General features: G+C 60.4%; 17 protein-coding genes and 3 tRNA genes. 11 read left to right on the forward strand and 9 right to left on the reverse strand.

Annotation, left to right across the window (positions count from 1 at the left end):
* Nucleotides 1-5: 5 nt before the first annotated feature.
* Complete coding sequence (locus L085_RS11850) at nt 6-908, reverse strand: LysR family transcriptional regulator (RefSeq protein WP_031300728.1); 903 nt, start codon at nt 906-908, stop codon at nt 6-8.
* A gap of 82 nt (nt 909-990) precedes the next feature.
* Here L085_RS11850 and blaSPR point away from each other — a divergent pair, with 82 nt between their 5' ends.
* From blaSPR to L085_RS11870, 4 genes are all read left to right on the forward strand, one after another.
* Complete coding sequence (gene blaSPR / locus L085_RS11855) at nt 991-1890, forward strand: SPR family subclass B3 metallo-beta-lactamase (protein WP_044030813.1); 900 nt, start codon at nt 991-993, stop codon at nt 1888-1890.
* Between the two features lie 102 nt (nt 1891-1992).
* The gene (gene osmE / locus L085_RS11860; protein ID WP_004935874.1) at nt 1993-2322 is read left to right on the forward strand and encodes an osmotically-inducible lipoprotein OsmE; all 330 of its coding nucleotides are present in this window, start codon (nt 1993-1995) and stop codon (nt 2320-2322) included.
* 157 nt (nt 2323-2479) lie between these two features.
* Nucleotides 2480-2567, forward strand: a tRNA-Ser gene (locus L085_RS11865).
* 6 nt (nt 2568-2573) lie between these two features.
* Nucleotides 2574-2649 (forward strand) — tRNA-Thr (locus tag L085_RS11870).
* A gap of 187 nt (nt 2650-2836) precedes the next feature.
* On the opposite strand, the gene L085_RS11875 is transcribed toward L085_RS11870, so the two are convergent.
* The 3 genes from L085_RS11875 to ttrS all read right to left on the reverse strand — a co-directional run bounded on the left by L085_RS11875 (nt 2837) and on the right by ttrS (nt 5463).
* A complete protein-coding gene (locus L085_RS11875; protein WP_004935803.1) occupies nt 2837-3079 on the reverse strand; it encodes a DinI family protein in 243 nt (80 codons plus the stop codon).
* 91 nt (nt 3080-3170) lie between these two features.
* Nucleotides 3171-3770, reverse strand: a complete 600-nt coding sequence (gene ttrR / locus L085_RS11880) for a tetrathionate respiration response regulator TtrR (protein WP_044030814.1) — start codon at nt 3768-3770, stop codon at nt 3171-3173.
* A complete protein-coding gene (gene ttrS / locus L085_RS11885; protein ID WP_226988597.1) occupies nt 3745-5463 on the reverse strand; it encodes a tetrathionate respiration histidine kinase TtrS in 1719 nt (572 codons plus the stop codon). Before ttrS ends, ttrR begins: the two co-directional genes overlap by 26 nt.
* A gap of 229 nt (nt 5464-5692) precedes the next feature.
* Here ttrS and ttrB point away from each other — a divergent pair, with 229 nt between their 5' ends.
* From ttrB to ttrA, 3 genes are read left to right on the forward strand one after another with little or no spacing between them, the layout of a single operon-like run.
* Nucleotides 5693-6430, forward strand: a complete 738-nt coding sequence (ttrB, locus tag L085_RS11890) for a tetrathionate reductase subunit TtrB (protein WP_044030815.1) — start codon at nt 5693-5695, stop codon at nt 6428-6430.
* On the forward strand, nt 6427-7452 hold the full coding sequence (ttrC, locus tag L085_RS11895) for a tetrathionate reductase subunit TtrC (protein ID WP_044030816.1): 1026 nt from the start codon (nt 6427-6429) through the stop codon (nt 7450-7452). The genes ttrB and ttrC overlap by 4 nt, the downstream gene beginning before the upstream one ends.
* Nucleotides 7445-10516: a tetrathionate reductase subunit TtrA gene (ttrA, locus tag L085_RS11900; RefSeq protein ID WP_044030817.1), complete on the forward strand. Its 3072-nt coding sequence runs from the start codon at nt 7445-7447 to the stop codon at nt 10514-10516. Before ttrC ends, ttrA begins: the two co-directional genes overlap by 8 nt.
* Nucleotides 10517-10562: 46 nt before the next feature.
* Here the strand turns inward: ttrA and L085_RS11905 are convergent.
* The 3 genes from L085_RS11905 to L085_RS11915 all read right to left on the reverse strand — a co-directional run bounded on the left by L085_RS11905 (nt 10563) and on the right by L085_RS11915 (nt 12736).
* Nucleotides 10563-10639, reverse strand: a tRNA-Pro gene (locus L085_RS11905).
* A gap of 78 nt (nt 10640-10717) precedes the next feature.
* Nucleotides 10718-12499 carry an LPS biosynthesis-modulating metalloenzyme YejM gene (yejM, locus tag L085_RS11910; RefSeq protein ID WP_044030818.1) on the reverse strand — a complete coding sequence of 594 codons (1782 nt, stop codon included), beginning with the start codon at nt 12497-12499 and terminating at the stop codon, nt 10718-10720.
* Between the two features lie 9 nt (nt 12500-12508).
* Entirely contained in the window at nt 12509-12736 is a 228-nt protein-coding gene (locus tag L085_RS11915; protein WP_004935782.1) for a YejL family protein, read from the reverse strand.
* Between the two features lie 211 nt (nt 12737-12947).
* On the opposite strand from L085_RS11915, the gene yejK reads away from it, so the two are divergent.
* Nucleotides 12948-13955, forward strand: a complete 1008-nt coding sequence (gene yejK / locus L085_RS11920) for a nucleoid-associated protein YejK (protein ID WP_004935779.1) — start codon at nt 12948-12950, stop codon at nt 13953-13955.
* A gap of 84 nt (nt 13956-14039) precedes the next feature.
* Here the strand turns inward: yejK and rplY are convergent, their stop codons facing one another.
* Together rplY and L085_RS11930 are read right to left on the reverse strand one after the other, a co-directional pair.
* Complete coding sequence (gene rplY / locus L085_RS11925; protein WP_004935776.1) at nt 14040-14324, reverse strand: 50S ribosomal protein L25; 285 nt, start codon at nt 14322-14324, stop codon at nt 14040-14042.
* A gap of 162 nt (nt 14325-14486) precedes the next feature.
* Entirely contained in the window at nt 14487-16244 is a 1758-nt protein-coding gene (locus L085_RS11930; RefSeq protein ID WP_004935773.1) for a DEAD/DEAH box helicase, read from the reverse strand.
* Between the two features lie 319 nt (nt 16245-16563).
* Here L085_RS11930 and rsuA point away from each other — a divergent pair, with 319 nt between their 5' ends.
* From rsuA to L085_RS11945, 3 genes are all read left to right on the forward strand, one after another.
* Nucleotides 16564-17277 carry a 16S rRNA pseudouridine(516) synthase RsuA gene (rsuA, locus tag L085_RS11935; RefSeq protein ID WP_004935770.1) on the forward strand — a complete coding sequence of 238 codons (714 nt, stop codon included), beginning with the start codon at nt 16564-16566 and terminating at the stop codon, nt 17275-17277.
* 41 nt (nt 17278-17318) lie between these two features.
* Nucleotides 17319-18515, forward strand: a complete 1197-nt coding sequence (locus L085_RS11940; RefSeq protein ID WP_044030819.1) for a Bcr/CflA family multidrug efflux MFS transporter — start codon at nt 17319-17321, stop codon at nt 18513-18515.
* A 594-nt stretch (nt 18516-19109) separates the two neighbouring features.
* Nucleotides 19110-19454 (forward strand): YejG family protein, encoded by a 345-nt coding sequence (locus tag L085_RS11945; protein WP_044030820.1) that lies wholly within the window; start codon nt 19110-19112, stop codon nt 19452-19454.
* The last annotated feature ends 1 nt before the right edge of the window (nt 19455 follow it).

Genomic DNA, 19455 nt, shown 5'->3' on the forward strand with positions numbered 1-19455 from the left:
CCTACTTAGCGGTAGTAGTGTCGCAGCTCGTCGTGGATGGCGGAAATCAGCCGCTTTCGCCACTCCGGCTCGCCTTTTCGGTATTGAGAAAAAAGGTGACCGATAGCCAGGTTATCGCTAATCGGCAGTGCGCTTAACCCGTGCTTGTCGGGCTGGGCGGTAAACCATGGTTGAGGCACTACCGCCAGCAACGGCGCGCGGCGCAGCACCGGTGGAAGTTGTGCGTAGTCGGCGCAGTTCAGGGCAATGCGGCGGTGCAACCCCTGGCGCTCAAGCTGCCGATCCAGCTCGTTTTCCGTTTGTGGCCACGGATGGCAATAATAATGCGCGTAATCCGCCAGTTCGCTGAAGGCCAGCGCGCGTTTATCTTGCAGAACTGGGTATAGCGGCGGGCCATACAGCGCAATCAGGCGAGTGCGCCCAAGCGCTTCATAATGCAGTGCGCTGGTGCGTTGTTGATGATCGCCCACCGCCAGCACCAGATCGACGCTCCCCTCAAGCAGCTCTTCGCGCCAGGCGCGTCGTTCAAAGTTTTGGCAGTGAATATCGGCATGGCAAGCGGCGCCCTTTTCCGCCAGCAAAGGCAACAGAATAGGGTGCAGAGCGGGGGGCGCCACCAGCGTGAAGCGACGCGGCGCCTGCGGTTGTTGGCCGAACATTTCACTGTCCAGCGAGGAGAACAGCGGCGCCAACTTGTCTTTCAACGACAGGGCAAACAGGGTGGGAACCTGGCGATGTCCTTCTCGGCGAAACAGCGGGTCATCCAACACTTCCCGCAGGCGAGCCAGCGCATGACTGACGGCGGAGGTGCTGATGCCCAGCCGCTCGGCGGTTTTACGGCTGGAACCCGTTACCATCAGCAGATACAGCACTTTCAGCAGATTCATGTCCATTTGTAGAATATTCATCAATTGTCCTTTTTTTAATTGAATACTGTTCAATATTAGGCCGAGTATACTCCTGCCCGGTTGACACAGACAGAAGAGAAAAATGAAAAAAAGCATGCATTATCTGATGGCGATGGCCTTTTCCTTGAGCTTCTCCACGCAGGCGAAGTTAGACCCGGCGCAGCCGTTGTCTAGCGCTCCGCCATACTCGCTGTTTGAAGAGTGGGCGCAGCCGATAGCGCCGTTCCAGATCTTTGAGCAGGTGTATTACGTCGGCACGAGCAACCTGTCGTCGGTATTGTTGAGCACGCCGCAGGGATTGATTTTGATCGATGCGGGGTTGGAGAGCAGTGCGCCGGGCATCAAAGCGAATATCGAACGGCTGGGGTTCAGCATTAAGGATCTGAAATATATCCTGAACAGCCATGCAAGGCTCGATCAGGCCGGCGGCATTGCGCAGCTGAAACGCTGGAGCGGCGCGAGGCTGGTGGCCAGCGCGGCCAATGCGCGCCAGTTGGCGTTAGGTGGACGGCAGGATTTCGCGTTGGGGGATACGCTCACTTTCCCGGCCGTGCAAACGGATATTGTGGTTGCCGATGGCGACAGCATCACCCTTGGCGGCCTGACGCTGACCGCGATGATGACGCCGGGGCATCTGCCGGGCGCGACGTCGTGGTTGACCACGCTACGGCATAACGGCAAGCCGTATCGCTTTATCTATGCTGACAGCCTGGCTACACCGGATTACTACCTGATCGGCAACAAAAACTATCCGCAGCTGATTGAGGACATTCGCGGCAGTTTCGCCCGTTTGGCACGGGTGCAGGCGGATATATTTATCGCCAATAAAGGGACGCGTTTCGCTTTAGCCGACAAATGGCGGCGTTTGCAGGCCGGCGATGCGCAGGCATTTATCGATCCCGCAGGGCTGCAGCGTTACGTGCAGGAGTCACAGCAGGGGTTTGAAGAGCAGCTGAAACGACAGGAAAACGTCAAACGCTGATCGACGAGCGTAAACCGCACCGATCGACAAACGGGAATTTGTAGAAAAGCCTTTCCACTTCTAGACTTAGGGGACAACAAACGTACTCCAAGAGGACAAGCTATGACGAAGAAGTTGGTTTTGGCCGTCGGTACTGCAGCGGTATTTTCCATTCTTGCCGGCTGCACCGCCTATGACCGTGCAACCAGTTATGTCAATGAGCCGGTGGTCAGCGATGTCAAAGTAGGGATGACCAAGCAGCAGGTGCGGGCGATTGCCGGTCCGCCGTCGACGTCTGCCACGCTGATTCATGCGCAAGGCACTTGCGATACCTATGCGGTCGCGCCGCGCGATGGCAAAGTGCAAACGTACTTTGTCAGCTACAACGACACGGGCCATGTCATGAACAAGGGCTATCAAACCTGTTCCGACTACGATTCGCAGCCGAAGTAATCGCGTTTCAGCCGAACATAAAAGCCTCGCTTTTGCGGGGCTTTTCATTTTTTAAGCGTTTAAGGCCTGAAGTTTAGGCAACTGCATCGCCCATGCCATTTTTTTGCATCAAAATGATAGACATTTCATAACGGTATCGCTAATATCAGCGCCCATTGGAAGGATGGCCGAGTGGTTTAAGGCAACGGTCTTGAAAACCGTCGAGTGTAACAGCTCCCAGAGTTCGAATCTCTGTCCTTCCGCCAAATTCAGCCGGCTTAGCTCAGTAGGTAGAGCAACTGACTTGTAATCAGTAGGTCACCAGTTCGATTCCGGTAGCCGGCACCATGACAGAGGCCCCAGCAGCGATGCTGGGGCTTTTTGTTATGGTATATATGCGCTGGAAAAGTGCACACTAACCAACCGATAACCGGATGGGGGAGGCACCGCGTCAAGCCCATTAATCAAGGGCTGAGCGTTTGCTGTATTCTGGCGGTAAAATAGCCGGTTGAGGAGCCCAGCCATCAGGTTGGGTTTATATATCAGTGACCAGCCACTGATCCGCTTCTTCGAACATCTCTTCCAACATTCGGTTCAGCTTCTCACGATCGCTTTTGCTGGCGTCGGAGTTCAGGCCGTTGGCCTGCATCGGTTTCACGCGCACGTCAGCTTCCGGGAACAGCGCATGCACGCGTTTTTCCAGCTCGTTGCGAATAATCTCGGCGGCGTTGGGCAGCCCAGCGACGTTGCGTTTGTCGTACACCAATTCTACAAACATGACTCACCTGTAAATACTGAATTAATGTACAGTATTCTGACCTGAGGAAGGCCGGTTGGCAAGAGGGGGCGCGGAATTTTGCATGATGCGATCATTCTTGCGCGGCGTGCGGTAACCCCTGCAACTGAACCACTAATTCCGCCAGGCTGGCGGCTTGCATTTTCTCCATCACTTTCGCCCGGTGAACCTCTACGGTGCGCAGGGCGATATTCAACCGCTCCGCCATTTCCCTGTTCATCATGCCTCGCACCACCAGCTGCGCGATGTCGCGTTCTTTCGGCGTGAGCGTGCGGTAGCGGCCGCAAGTTTCATGGCGTCGCCAGGCTTTGGCCGAGACCTGCCGCGCCCGTTCGAGGGCGGCGATCAGCGGTTCAGCGGCGATCGGTTTTTGCAGGAAGTCCACCGCGCCGTACTTCATCTGCTCCACCGCCATCGGCACGTCGCCATGGCCGGACAGGAACACCACCGCCAGCGTGCTGCCGAGGCGGCGTAGTTCAGCGTAGGACTGGTGCCCATCGAGTTTCGGCATCCGCATGTCCAGCAAGACGATCCCGGTCTGAAACAGATCGGCCTGCGCCAAAAAGTCGGTGCTGTCATTCCAGCATTGCACGTCGTGGCCGAGGCTGGTCAGTAAAAAATGGCAGGCGTCGGTGACGGCGACGTCATCATCCACCAGATGAATTAGCGACATGGTTTTCCTCATCGTTAAATATGAAATGCAGGGTGACGCGTAGCCCATTGCGGCTGTCGGGGGCGGGGCGGTTAGCCAGTTGGATCTCGCCGCCGCCATACCGGGCCAGGCGGCGGCAAATGGCCAACCCCAGCCCCATGCCGCCGGTCTTGGTGGTGTTGAAGGGGCGGAAAGCCTGCTCCAGCCCGACCGCGCTCATCCCGCCCGCGTTGTCCTGCAAACGCACATCGAGCGCCCGTTCGTGCTCGTCGGCGGAAAGCCAGACGGCGTTGGCGCCGGCCTGCGCCGCATTCAGCAGCAGGTTCGCCAGCAGCTGTTCCAGCAGCGCCGGCGGCAGGGTTAGCGTCAGCGAAGGCGCCACGTTGTTGAACAGTTTCAGGTCGGGGTAGCGCTGCGTCAGGCGCAGCAGCGCCCACACCCGCTCGGCGGTTTCGTTTATCGAGATGGGGCGCCAGCTCGCCTTGTCTACCGTCTCGGTGGGGGGCTGCACCCACTGGCGCAGGTTATGAATCGTCTCGCCGCCGCGCTGCGCCTGCCGATCAATATTTTCCAGCGGCGTCAGCAGCGGGTGCCCGGCGTCCGTTTTGCGCAGTTGGATCAGACACCCTTGCGCATAGTGGCGAATGGCTGCCAGCGGCTGGTTGAGCTCATGCGCAAAGCCGGAGGCCATCTCTCCCAGCACGTTCAACTGCCTGGCGTTCTCCAGCGCCTGCTCCTGACGGCGCAGTTGTTCTCCGGCATGGAGCAGCTGTCGCCCACGCCGGCGCACCAGCAGCGCGATCCAGATATGGTTGACGATCAACAGCGCCAGCACCGCCAGCGACAGGCTGACGGCCGTCTGATGCTGGATCAGCCAGCTCTTGATATCCAGCCACAGGCGCCGCTGTTCCGGGTGCTGATTGACGGCGCGCAGCAGCGCTTCCACTGTGCTGGTCGAGGCCGGTGCGCCCCACTGAAAGGGAGACTGCGGCGGTGCGGTCAGCAAGGCTCTTGCTACTGCATCCACCAGTGAGTTATCCAGACCGGGCAGGGCGGCGAACGACCAGTTGGGATAAAGCGGCGTGCTGGTGACGCAGGGAACCGATGTGGGCCGTTGCAACAGCGGGCGAAAATCCGCCGGGTTGATCAAGCCTTCCCGACCCATTTTCTCCAGCAGACAGACGGGAACGATAGCGGCCTGAATGGCGCGCTCGCGCAACAGATAGAGCAGGGCGTCGGCAGGGAACCCGGTAAAGCGCAGGTGAAAATCGCGCTCGGGCCGCATACCGGCATCGCTGAGCGCCTTATAGCCGGTCAGATAGCCGCCGAAGGCCTGCGGAGCGATGGCGCCCACCGTTTTGCCCATCAGCGCCTGCGGCGTCGTTATGCCGCTGTCGCGCCGCACCAAAATCACGCTGCCGATGATGTTGCCCGTTGCCCGATCGCCGTTGGCGGCGCGCAACGACGCCAGCCAGCGCAGATGATAGTGGCTGTTCAACTGCACGAACTGCGCCGGATTAGTGACCACGAACTGCACGCTGCCCCGATTGACCGCTTCGCGCATCTGCGCCAGATCGAGCGGCTGCAGGCGGAAGCGCTCATCGCCGACGCTGCCGTTGAGCCTGTCGATCAGCGGCTGCCAGTCACGCGCGGTCGCCGCATCGCCGCGCATCGCCAGCACGCCGACCGACCACTCGCCCGCCTGTGCCGCCATCCCCCAGCCGAGACTGAGCAGCAGTAATAACACGACCCTCACGGCCCCTCCTGATGGGCAATCTGCCTGCCGTCACTTGTTTTAGATCAACGTTAGGTCCGGTATGTGGTTAACCACAATAGAGCTGAGCCCAATGTCATTTTTACACTGTAAATCATCGACATTGTTTATTCATCTAACGGGCATCAATAGCGTGATCGGAGTGATGCCCAGGACGTGGGAGAGGCGCATGGATTTCGGTAAACGGCAGTTTTTACAGCGGCTGGGCGTGTTGACGGCGGGGGCTTCGCTGATCTCCGTGGCGGAGGCCGGGCTGACGTTAGCACCGACGCGGCGCGAGGGGGATGCGAGCCGCCGTTACGCGATGCTGATCGACCTGCGGCGCTGCGTAGGGTGCCAGGCTTGTACCGTGAGCTGCGCCATTGAAAACCAGACGCCGCACGGGGAGTTTCGTACCACGGTAAACCAGTATCAGGTCAGCCTCGAAGGCGAAGCCGCTGCGACCAACGTGCTGTTGCCCAGGCTGTGCAATCACTGCGACAACCCGCCCTGCGTGCCGGTGTGCCCGGTGCAGGCTACCTTCCAGCGCGAGGACGGGATCGTGGTGGTCGACAACAAACGCTGCGTGGGTTGCGCCTATTGCGTACAGACCTGTCCGTACGATGCCCGTTTTATCAATCACACAACCCAAACGGCGGACAAATGCACCTTTTGCGTGCACCGGCTGGAGGCGGGATTGTTGCCGGCATGCGTGGAGTCGTGCGTGGGAGGGGCGCGGATCATCGGCGATATGCGCGATCCGCACAGCACGCTGAGCAAGCTGCTGCGGCGCCACGAGGCCGAGATAAAAGTCCTCAAGCCGGAGAACCAAACCGCGCCCCACGTGTTCTATCTGGGGCTGGATGACGCCTTCGTCACGCCGCTGCCGGGGCGGGCGCAAGTCGCCTTATGGGGAGAAAGACGATGAGCCGCCAACTGATGATCGCAGAAGTGCTGAGCCAGCCGCAGGCGGTGAGCTGGCTGCCGTGGGCCGTACAATATTTCTTCTTTATCGGCATCGCCGCCTGCGCCGCGCTGCTGGCCTGCGTGTGGCGCTGGCGCGGTGGAGATAACGCCGCGCATCTGGAGCGCATGGCGCTGTTTATCGGGCTGACGTGCGCCATTACCGCGCCGCTGGCGTTGACCGCCGACCTGCATCAAACCGCCCGTTTCTGGCATTTCTACGCCTACCCGACGCCCTGGTCGTGGATGCCGTGGGGCGCGCTGTTCTTGCCGCTGTTTACCCTGCTGATCGGCCTGTGGTTTATCGCGATTGAATTTACGCGGCTGACGGGCAGACCGGTTGCGCTGTTGCGTGGGATAGCGCCCGCCTGCGCGCTGGTGGCTATCGGCCTGCTGTTGTACACCGGGCGAGAGGTTTCCATCGTGCGCGCCCGCCCAATCTGGTTCAGCTACGGGTTTCCGATCGTGATGTTCCTCAGCGCGCTGCAGGCGCTCTTGGCTTTGCTGCTGCTGGCGATGCGCGAACGGCCCGGTCTGCAGGCGCCGCTGGCGCGCGGGATATTGCTGACACTGCTGCTGCTCGGCGGGGCGATCCTGCTGTGGGTATGCGGCGATACGTTATCCGGCGCGGCGGTACGCCACTGGCTGCAGACGCAGGCGATGGCGCGCCGGTATGCCGCAGGATGGATTGCGCTGTGGGGGCTGACGCTGGCGTGCGCCGCCTGGGCCGGCTATCGGCGCTTGCCGCGCGGCGGTGCGCCGCTGCTGGTGGCCGGTGCTCTGGTGCTGAGCTGGCTGATGCGCTGGACGCTGTTGATCGAAGTACAAACCATCCCGAAATACAGCGCGTCTAACTCCTCTTATAGCCTGCCGCTCGGCACCGACGGTTTGCTGGCGATCGTCGGCACCTTCGGCTTGTGGCTGGCGTTAATGATCATGGTGCGTGAAGCACAGGCGTTTTTACTGCGGAGAAAACAACATGGCTAAACTCACCCGGCGTCAGTGGTTGAAAGTGGGCCTGGCCTTCGGCGGATTGTCCGCTTTCGGCCTGAGCTATCGCGAAGTCGCCAAACGGGCGATCGACGGCTTGATTCACGGCACCTCAGGGCGGGTGACTTTGGATCGCATCAACGGCAACTCCCTGCCGCCCGAAGGGCGGGCAATGCCGGAATGGCAAGGCAATCCGCAACAGGCCATCTCGATGACCCAGTGTTTCGGCTGCTGGACGCAATGCGGCGTGCGGGTACGGGTGGACAGGCAGACCGACCGGGTATTGCGCATTGCCGGCAACCCTTATCATCCGCTGTCTCAGGAACGGCACGTCGACTCTGCGTTGCCGCTGCAGGACGCGTTGGCGCAGTTGGGTGGCGAACGCGGCCTCGATGCCCGCTCCACTGCCTGCGCACGCGGCGCCACGCTGCTGGAGGGGCTTTACAGCCCGCTGCGCGTGCTGGAGCCGATGAAGCGCGTCGGCAAACGCGGCGAGGGCAAGTGGCAGCGCATCAGCTTCGAGCAGTTGATCGCTGAAGTGGTGGAAGGCGGCGATCTGTTCGGCGAGGGGCATGTGGACGGCCTGCGGGCGATCCGCGATCTGGAGACGCCGATCGATGCCCGACAGCCGGGGCTGGGGCCGAAAGCCAATCAGCTGCTGGTGACCAACGCCGGTGACGATGGGCGCGATAGCTTCCTGCGGCGCTTCGCCCAGAACAGTTTCGGCAGCAAAAACTTCGGCGCGCACGGCGCTTACTGCGGGCTGGCCTACCGTGCCGGTTCCGGCGCGTTGATGAACGATCTGGACAAGAACCCGCACGTGAAACCGGACTGGGAACAGGTCGAATTCGCGCTGTTTATGGGGACCTCACCGGCGCAGTCCGGCAACCCGTTCAAGCGCCAGGCCCGGCAATTGGCCAGCGCCAGATTGCGCAGCGAATTCCGTTATGCGGTGGTGGCGCCGGCGCTGCCGCTGACCACCACGTTGGCGGACGATCATGGCCATTGGGTCCCGATATTGCCGGGTACCGACTCGGCGCTGGCGATGGCGATGATCCGTTGGATCCTCGACCACCGGCGTTATCAGGCCGATTATCTCGCCATCCCGTCGGAGGCCGCCATGCAATGCGCCGGCGAGAAGAGCTGGACCAATGCCACGCATCTGGTGATCGCCGAGAGCGAGCATCCGCGCGCGGGGCAGCACCTGACGCTGGCCGATCTCAACGGCGCCGGGTCGGCGTCGCCGCTGGTGGTCAACGGCGCGGGTGAGCTGGTGGCGGCCGAGACGTGCGACAACGCCGAGCTGTGGGTAACCCGTACGGTGACGCTGTACGATGGCGCGCAGGTGGAGGTGAAAAGCGGCTTCCAGTGTTTGAAAGAGGCCGCCGACAAGCTGTCGCCGGAGGCGTACAGCCGGCAATGCGGTGTGCCGGTGGCACGCATCGCGGCACTGGCCGAGGCCTTTACCGCCCACGGGCGCAAGGCGGCAGTGATCGCCCATGGCGGGATGATGGCGGCGAACGGGTTTTACAATACCTGGGCGGTGATGATGCTTAACGTGCTGATCGGCAACCTGAGCCTGGCGGGGGGCGTGTTCGTCGGCGGCGGTAAATTCAACGGCTTCGCCGAGGGGCCGCGCTATAACCTGGTCGAGTTTCCTGGCCTGGTAAAACCGAAAGGGCTGAATATCGCGCGCAGCAGGGCCGCCTATGAAACCTCCGACGAATACCGCGAAAAAGCGGCAGCGGGCATTTCGCCCTGGCCGGCCAAAGCGCCCTGGTATCCGTTCGTCGCCGGGCAGTTGACCGAGCTGCTGACCTCGGCGCTGGCAGGGTACCCGTACGGGCTGAAAGCCTGGATCTCGAACATGACCAACCCCTTGTACGGCATCGCCGGGTTGCGCGGCGTGGCGGAGGAACGATTGAAAGATCCGGCGCGTTTGCCGCTGTTTATCGCTATCGATGCGTTTATCAACGAAACGACGGCGTTGGCCGACTATATCGTCCCGGACACCCATAATTTTGAGAGTTGGGGGTTCAGCGCCCCCTGGGGCGGCGTCGCCAGTAAGACCACCACCGCGCGCTGGCCGATAGTGACGCCGGCGACTGCGCAAACGGCGCAAGGGCAGCCGATTTCCATGGAGTCGTTTTGCATTGCCATCGCCAAACGCCTGGCATTGCCGGGGTTCGGCGATCGCGCTATCGGCGACGGCCAGGGCGGGCTGCTGCCGCTCAACCGTGCCGAGGATTATTATCTGCGCGCCGCCGCCAACGTGGCGTTTGCCGGCAAGGCGCCGGTGCCGGCCGCGAGGGCGGACGAACTGGCGCTGAGCGGTGTCGATCGCTTGCTGCCGCAGCTGGCGCAGACGCTGCGCGCCGATGAGATCGACCGCGTGGCGTTTATCTACAGCCGCGGCGGCCGCTTCGCCGATCACGACAGCGGCCGCCGCGACGGCAGCGTGGGCAACCGCTGGGAGAAACCGCTGCAGATCTGGAATGCGGAAGTGGCGAAGCACCGGCATGCGATCACCGGCGAGCGTTTCAGCGGCTGTCCCACCTGCTACCCGGCGCGTTTGTCGGACGGCCGCGCGGTGGAAGCGCTCTACCCAGAACGGCAGTGGCCGCTGCGCCTGATGTCCTTCAAATCGAATGTGATGAGCAGCTCCACCGCGGTGATCCGGCGCCTGCACGACGTGAAGCCGGTGAACCTGGTGGCCTTGAACCCGGCGGACGGGGCGCGTTTCGGTATTCAACACGGTGATTGGGTGCGCATCAGCACGCCGGGCGGCAGCCGCGAGGCGCAGATCAGCTTGCTGGCGGGGGTGATGCCCGGCGTGATCGCGGTGGAACACGGCTACGGCCACCGGGAGATGGGGGCCAGCCAGCACTACCTGGATGGCGAACCGCTGGCGATGGATGAGCGCATCGCCGCCGGCATCAACCTCAACGATCTGGGGTTTGCCGATCCGACGCGCGAAGTGCCGAATACCTGGCTGGATTGGGTGACCGGTGCGGCGGTGCGTCAGGGTATTCCGGCGGCGATCGTCAAACTTTCCGCGTAAACGGCAGACGAAAAAAACCTGCTGTAACAGCAGGTTTTCTTAAATTTGGTCGGCATGAGAGGATTCGAACCTCCGACCCCCGACACCCCATGACGGTGCGCTACCAGGCTGCGCTACATGCCGACGCTATGAAAAATCATACTACCGATTCCCGATGTTAATGCAAGCGCCTCGCCACTTGATTGCTTTAGTTTTAAGCAGTTAGTTGGCGATAAAGCGTTTTACATCGGTCAACACCTGCAACAGCAGAGCAAGCTGCGGTTTCTCGTCTTTTATCTCATCGCCGTTCTGATCGTAGACGCGATAGTTGCCGCTGTTGTCCAGCATCAGCGTTTGTGTCGGCGTGGTGATCACCAGCTGGTTGCCATCGCCGGTGGCGATCCAGTTGTTGCGGCGCTGGGCGGTGAACAGATCCTCGCCTTGCGAATAGTCTTTCGGCGCGGTTTGCACGTGCAGCAGGCGTTGCATTAAGGTGCGCATGACGTCGTTATGGCCGGTCAGCTTGCTGATGGTCTGCGCCGGGGTGCCCGGCCAGTGGATCACCAACGGCACCTGCAGTTGCGCCTGGTTGAAGGCGGTGCCGGCGCCCCATTGGCCTTTGCCGCTGTCGTTGAACTCGACGCCGTGCTCGGCGGTGATCACCACCACGGTTTTATCCAGCAGGCCGCGCTGTTTCAGCGTGTCCAGCACCTGGCCTATCTGGGCATCCACATCTTGCGCGCCGGTGCGGTAGCGCCGAATAAAGTCGGCCGGAACCGGTTTTTTGTCGCCTTCGGTCGGCTCGGCGCCGCTGAAGTTGATATAGGAGAACCACGGCTCTTTGCTACCCTGGTCTGCCAACCAACGTTGCCATTGCTGGGTGGTTTGGGCGTCGCTTTGCGGCGCCGGCGTCGGCAGCGAGAAGTCGGTCAACAGAGCCTGGCGGTACAGGCTGGCATTGAAGCCATCGGAGGAGAACAGCCCCAGCTGGTAGCCCCGATCGCCGAGCGCATTGATCAGTGCCGACGGCTTACGGCCGGCGAGCACGCTGTCCAGATAGGTCGGGGAAATGCCGTAGAACAGGCCGAACAGCCCGGTATCGGCATGGTTGCCCGAACTGTAGTGATCGCTGAAACGCACGTTTTCCTGGGCGAAGCGGGTCAGGGTTGGCATGTCCTGCGCCACGTCTTTGGCGCGAATGCCGTCCACTACGATCATCAGCAGGTTATAGTCGCTGCCTTTATCGCCGTAGCTGAGATTGCTGAGCGGATACTCTACCGACACCGCTTCCGGGTTGCCCTGTTGCACCAGACGGCGCTCATACTCTTGCTGGTCGAGCAGGCCGTGTTTCTCGAGGAACTTGCGCGCGGTCATCGGGTACGAGAGCGGCAGGTTGGCTCGCTGCATGGTGATCGGGCGATAGAAGTTGGCGTCGGCCCAGATATAAATCAGGTGCGACGCGAAAAAGGCGCTGATAAACAGCGCCGCCAGCGGCTTGCCGAAGCGGCGGCGGTTCAGGCTGCGCAGCTTCTGCCAGCTCCAGGTGCCGAACAGCATCTCCACCAGGAAGATCACCGGCACGCAGATAAACATCAGCTGCCAGTCGCGCGAAAGCTCGCTTTGATCCGGGTTGACCACCAGATCCCACACCACCGGATTGAGGTGCAGGTGGAAATGGGAGAACACTTCGCTGTCGACCAGCAACAGCGTGAGCCCGATGGTGGCCAACGCGGCGGAAATAAATCGCAGCAGCCGCTGCGACATCACCACGAAGGTGAGCGGGAAGATCACCAGCAAATAGCCGGCGAACACGATAAAGCTGAAATGCCCCAGCAGGCTGACAAAGGCATAGACCCGGCCCAGCAGGGATGCGGGCCAGTCGGTGACAAACAGGTAGCGGCTGCCCAGCCCAAGGGCGAGCAGGATGTTGAATAAGGCGAACCAGTGCCCCCAGCTGATCATCTGGGAGACTTTTTCACGATAACGCTGACGGTTTGTCACCATAAGTCAATATTAATGTGCTTTATCTTCACGGACAGAAGCCTGCAAGGCTTCCGCGAACGATCTCGCCAGGGTTTTCCGCTGCGCGGGGGCAACGCTGGTGTTGATCAAATTAGTGACCATGTTGCCCAGCACCATCAGGGAAAGATCGGTGGGGGTATGGTGTTTTTCCAGAACATTGACCAGCTCTGAGAGCAGTTGTTCAACGTGTTCGTCACTGTAACGGGATGATTGTGGCATAAAATTGCGCTTAGTAATCTGCAAAGTGCCCTATCTTACCGTATAGGGCAGTGATTTTCCGCTCTTTTATCACTTCCTGTCATTCGGGAAATTGTTCGCCCGCGCCGGGGCGGGGCCCCGCTGCGCCTTTCCGGTTGGCCGCAGCTTTTTAGTATTGCAGGGCGGGGTCTTCAGTGTTTGAATACGCGCCTAAAGAACAGGAGGATTTATCATGAGTCTGGATATCGACCAGATCGCTCTGCACCAATTGGTGAAACGCGACGAGCAAACGCTGGACGTGGTGTTGCGCGATACCTTGCTTCCCACCAACGCGGCGGTGGAAGAAATGATGACGGAACTGCATCGCGTCTACAGCGCCAAGAGCAAGGCCTTGGGCCTGTTCAACGAAGGCAGCGAACTGGCGGAAGCGCTGCGCACTTGCCGCAAGGACGATAAGGACTTTCTGGCCTTCAGCCGCGCGGCGACCGGCCGCCTGCGCGACGAACTGGCGAAGTATCCGTTTGCCGAAGGCGGCGTGGTGCTGTTCGGCCAATACCGTTATCTGGCGGTGGAGTACTTGCTGATCGCGGTGCTGAACAGCCGTAACAGCATGCGCGTCAACGAAGAGCTGGATATCAACACCACGCACTATCTGGACATCAACAACGCCGATATCGTCGCGCGCATCGATCTGACCGAATGGGAAACCAACCCGGAATCGACCCGCTATCTGACCTTCCTGCGCGGGCGCGTAGGCCGCAAGGTCGCCGACTTCTTCATGGATTTCCTGGCGGCGTCCGAAGGGTTGGACACCAAGGCGCAAAACCGCGGGCTGCTGCAGGCGGTGGACGACTACTGCGCCGATGCGCAGTTGGACAAGAACGAGCGCCAGTCGGTGCGCCAACAGGTGTACAGCTACTGCAACGAACAGCTGCAGGCGGGCGAAGAGATTGAACTGCAGGCCCTGTCGCAGGAGCTGTCGCCGGTCGGTGAGAAAGACTTCATGCAGTTCTCCAGCGAGCAAGGGTATGAGTTGGAGGAAAGCTTCCCGGCGGATCGCGGCACGCTGCGCCAGCTGACCAAATTTGCCGGCAGCGGCGGCGGCATCAGCCTGAATTTCGACGCCATGCTGTTGGGCGAGCGCATTTTCTGGGATGCGGCCACCGACACGCTGACCATCAGAGGCACGCCGCCGAACCTGCGCGATCAGCTGCAGCGCCGGACCGGCAGCGGCAAGTAAGCGCGCCGGATCGCAGACAATAAAAAACGCCGCAATTGCGGCGTTCTTTATTTCGGCGTCCCGAAAGGTTCGAAAACGTAGCGATTAAACGCGAACGAAGTCGATGTGAGCCAGTTTTGGCTTGAACGGGTGACGCTGTACAGCCTGAACCTTAACTTTGGTTTCTTTACCGTCGATAACCAGAGTTACTGCTTCGCTGTAGAATTCTGGTTTAGCTTCCATGTTCTTAACAGAATCATGGTCCAATTCGATGGAAACTGCAGCTTCTTTGCCACCGTAAACGATAGCTGGGAATTTGTTTGCTGCACGCAGGCGGCGGCTCGCACCTTTACCCTGGTCTTTACGTACTTCTGCATTGATAGTGAACATTGTTTTTTCTCTTAAAAGAAAATTTACCCTGCTACAGGCGACCCAAGTAGCAAGTTCGGGAATCCGCTTTAACGCTGGGCAGGCCCAGGTAAAGCGCGCGGCATTTTAACGGAAAGCCGCCTGCAGGGCAACGAAAACCTGTCCAGATTGGGGACCGTTCGCTCAGGTCAATTGATTGGCGCGGCGGAAACGGCCTTGATAATCGAACACTTTCTCGCGCACCTGCCAAAACTGGCCGCGTTTGCGCGCCACCACGAAATCCGGATGGCGCAGCGCCTGTTGTTGCGCCAGCACGTCGGCGGCGGTGTGCCAGGCGAACGGCACGCCCGGCGCGCGCTGGTGCGGGCGCAGGAACAGCATCTCGAAGGCTTTGCGCTGCGCCGGCGTCTGCAGGCGGAAGCGCTCGCTGGTGCTGGTGCCGTCCTCGTCGTAATAGGTGGCCTTCAGCCATTCGCCCTTGTCATCGCGGCCGCTCTGCAGTTCCATGCCGCCGCAGCGCAGCACCAGCGCGTCTTTCAGCTTCAGCGCCGCCTTCAGCATGTCATCGGGATCGACCAGCACCTCCTGACACTGATGGCAGCGGCGTGCGGCGATGTCGTTCTCCGCGCCGCAGTGCGGGCAGCTCTTGAACCGGAAGCGGTAATCGCACTGTTCGCGGTGGCCGTCGTCGTCTTCCAGCCAGCCCTGACAGCGGCGGCCGTAGTGCTCGATGATATCGCCGTTCTCGGTGCACTTGCCCCAGAACAGATTGGCGAAGCCGCAGGCCGGGCAGAACACCTGCACCGGCTGGCTGTCGCCGTGCGGCTTGCTGACGCCGACCTCAGGCGTAAACAGATCGTGCGGGTTGCCGGCATAGTCGAGGATCAGACAATCCTCCTTGCCGGGCGCCAGCCGCAGCCCGCGGCCGACGATCTGCTGATACAGGCTGACGGACTCGGTCGGGCGCAGGATCGCGATCAGATCGACGTGCGGCGCGTCGAAACCGGTGGTCAATACCGCTACGTTGACCAGATAGCGCAACTGCTGCTGTTTGAACGCCTCGATCAGCGCATCGCGCTCGGCGGGCGGCGTTTCTGCGCTGACCAGCGCGGCCTCGCCGTTCGGCAGCAGGCCGTGGATCTCGCGGGCGTGCTCGACGGTGGCGGCGAAGATCATTACCCCTTTGCGATCGTCGGCGTACTCCACAATCTGGCTGATAATGTGCGGCGTGACGCGGTTTTGCCGCTTCAGCTCGCGGTTCAGATCCGCTTCGCTGAACAGGCCGTTGCTTCTGGCCTCCAGCCGGCTGAAATCGTACTGTACAATCGGCATGTCCAGCCGCTCAGGCGGCACCAGGAAGCCGTTCTTAATCATATAGCGCAGCGGCAGCTCATAGATGCAGTCGCGAAACAGGCTGGCGCCGTCGCCGCGGGTAAAACCGTGGTAGTGATACTGGTAAATCCAGCCCTTGCCCAGACGATAGGGCGTGGCGGTCAACCCCAGCAGCCGCAGCTGCGGGTTGGTTTTCTGCAAATGCTGGATGATTTGTTGGTACTGGCTGTCGTCGTCGTCACTGATGCGGTGGCATTCATCGACGATCAGCAGCGAAAAGGCGCCGTCGAACAGCGGCAGGTTGCGCGCCACCGACTGCACGCTGCCGAACACCACTTTGCCGGCGCTCTCTTTTTGTTGCAGACCGGCGGCGAAGATGTCCGCCTCCAGGCCGTAGGCGCAGTATTTGGCGTGGTTTTGCGCCACCAGTTCCTTGACGTGCGCCAACACCAGCACCCGCCCACGGGCTCGCTTCGCCAGTTCGGCGATCACCAGGCTTTTGCCGGCGCCGGTCGGCAGCACGATCAGCGCCGGTTCGGGACGCCGCCGGAAATGGTTGATGGTGGCTTCGACCGCTTCCAGTTGGTAGGGGCGTAGGGTAAAGGCCATAAAATGAACGCCGTAGAGTGGAATGGGCCGCCGGGTACAGGTCTTGTCGCCCCCGTTCCCACAGAAACAGCGACATTTTACGCCCCGGGCGGCCGAAAAATTTCTACTATTATGCCTTCTGCGCACGCGCGGTGCGAGAAGCGTGAAAATTACCTCTGTCGGGCAACGCGTTGTGTCGCTATACTTGTGTGACAGCAATCGCTGTTCCCCCACGCGATTCCCCCCCTGAACCTGCTATTTGCACCCGGTGCAACGGCGGGCGTCATATTTTGGCAATACGATCAATGCGATCATAACAACGACAGGCAAAGCAGATCCCATGCGATTGGACAAGTTTTTATCTCAGCAGTTAGGCATCAGCCGTGCGCTGGTCGCGCGCGAACTTCGGGCTAAACGCGTCACCGTGGACGGTGAGGTAGTGAAGAGCGGGGCTGTCAAACTGACCCCGGAGCAAGAAGTGGCGTTCGACGGCAATCCGCTGCAGCAGCAGAACGGCCCGCGTTATTTCATGCTCAACAAACCGCAGGGCTACGTCTGCTCTACCGACGATCCCGATCATCCGACGGTGCTGTATTTCCTCGATGAGCCGGTCGCGTACAAGCTGCACGCCGCCGGGCGGTTGGATATCGACACCACCGGGCTGGTGCTGATGACAGACGACGGTCAATGGTCGCACCGTGTCACGTCGCCGCGCCACCACTGCGAGAAAACCTATTTGGTCACGTTGGAGCACCCGTTGGCGGAAGACACCGCGCAGCGTTTCGCTGAAGGGGTGCAACTGCACAACGAGAAAGATCTGACGCGGCCGGCGACGCTGGAGCAGGTCGACGAGCACGTGGTGCGCTTGACCATCAGCGAAGGGCGCTACCACCAGGTGAAGCGGATGTTCGCCGCCGTCGGCAACCGGGTGATCGCGTTGCACCGCGAGCGCATCGGCGCCATCGTGCTGGATGACGATCTGGCGCCGGGCGAATACCGCCCATTGACAGAAGAAGAGATCGCCAGCGTGGGCGCGCCGCACCTGCAGGACTGATAACCGATCATTGATTGCGGCCGATTAAGGAGTCGTGGAACGTGCAACAGAACCGAACCTCTCATCTCGGTTTGATTTTCATTCTGGGCCTGTTGTCCATGTTGATGCCGTTGGCCATCGACATGTACCTGCCCAGTATGCCGGTGATCGCTGCTCAGTTTGGCGTCGAGTCCGGCAGCGTGCAGATGACGCTCAGCGCCTATATGCTCGGCTTTGCCTTCGGGCAGCTGTTCTATGGGCCGATGTCGGACAGCATCGGCCGCAAGCCGGTGATCCTGTGGGGAACGCTGATCTTCGCCATCGCCGGCTGCGCCTGTGCCATGGCGCAGTCGATCGATCAACTGATCGGGCTGCGTTTCCTGCACGGTTTGGCGGCGGCCGCCGCCAGCGTGGTGATCAACGCCCTGATGCGCGATATGTTCACCAAGGATGAGTTCTCGCGCATGATGTCGTTCGTCATTCTGGTGATGACCATTGCGCCGCTGCTGGCGCCGATGATCGGCGGTGCGCTGCTGCTGTGGTTCAGCTGGCACGCCATCTTCTGGACCATGGGCGCCGCGGCGCTGATCGGTTCGCTGCTGGTGGCCTTGTTCATCAAGGAGACGCTGCCGAAAGAGCGGCGCCAGCGGTTCCACCTGCGCACCACGCTGGGCAACTTCGGTTCGCTGTTCCGCCATAAGCGGGTGCTGAGTTACATGTTGGCCAGCGCCTTCTCGTTTGCGGGCATGTTCTCGTTCCTCAGCGCCGGGCCGTTCGTCTACATCGAACTGAACCACGTTTCGCCGCAGCATTTCGGTTACTATTTTGCGCTGAACATCGTCTTCCTGTTCCTGACGACGCTGATCAACAGCCGCAACGTGCGGCGCTTCGGCGCGGTCAAGATGTTCAAGCTGGGGCTGCTGGTACAGCTGGCGATGGGGCTGTGGCTAATGGCGGTGAGCACCGTGGGCCTGGGCTTCTGGGCGCTGGTGCTCGGCGTTGCGGTCTATCTGGGGTGCATCGCGATGATCTCCTCCAACGCCATGGCGGTGATCCTGGATGATTTTCCGCATATGGCGGGCACCGCTTCTTCACTGGCCGGCACGTTGCGCTTCAGCATCGGTGCGCTGGTGGGGGCGGTGCTGTCGATGGCGCCGGGCAAAAGCGCTTGGCCAATGGTCACCTCGATGGCGCTGTGCAGCATAGTGGCGGTGCTGTTCTATGTTTACGCCAGCCGGCCGCGCGATCGCGCAGCCTGACGTTCTCCCGATTCGGGGCGTGTCGCTCCGCATCGTCACGGGGTTGCGCCCTGCCATTTCAGGGTGCAACCGGCAATGAAAAATTTGTTGCTAAATATACGCAAGCTAATCAATTGACCGCTTTCTCACCTGTGTGCTTTTTGTTAAAAAATTCCGCCGCCGTGCCGCCCAATATTCCCCGGGAGGCGCGGCGCGCTGTCGGCTGAGCCGCGCGGGGGGTTTGTATTAGGATTGATGTAAATCAAAGTATTAGCAGCGGTGGCGGCGCTAACGTGACGGGTAAGATGTTTCTTCATTGTAAAAATATGGCGACGAAAAAGTAGTCGCATTGCAAGAAAAAAGAGTTGAGATCGCTGCGGGAAAGGGTTACATATAACGCAAAAATGCGAGCTGAGTCGCAAAATGCCGTGAAATAACACCGCACGGCGCGCCAAAAAGTGGCACGGCATCGGCAAGCACGGGGTCAGGTTAATGGCTTGCGGCAAAATTTACATTTAAATAACATTTGTGCGCGGCAGAGTCGGGAGTCAACGGCTATAACTTAGTAACCCTGTCAGGTAAAAGTGTTTCACCTTTTCAAACTAGGGATTTCATGTGGAGAGTATCCAACTTTCGGTAGTGCATCGCTTGCCGCAAAGTTATCGTTGGCTATCCGGTTTCACCGGCGTGAAGGTCGAACCGATTCCGTTTAACGGAATAGACGAAGATAACAACCTGATTGGGCTGAAGCTGCTCAGCCATGAAGGGGCCGAGGCCTGGCAGGTAATGCAACAGCTCAATCTGTCGCTGCAGGAGATTCAGGTCGACTGTGCGATCGTCGAATGGGAAGGGGAACCTTGCCTGTTCGTGCTGCGCAGCGATGAGAGCGCCACCATGTGCCGCCTGAAAAACGTCGGTGCCGCGATCGCCGAACCGCTCAGCGCGCAATACCCCTTCTGAA

This window comes from Serratia sp. FS14, assembly GCF_000695995.1.
Classification (GTDB): Bacteria; Pseudomonadota; Gammaproteobacteria; order Enterobacterales; family Enterobacteriaceae; genus Serratia; species Serratia nematodiphila.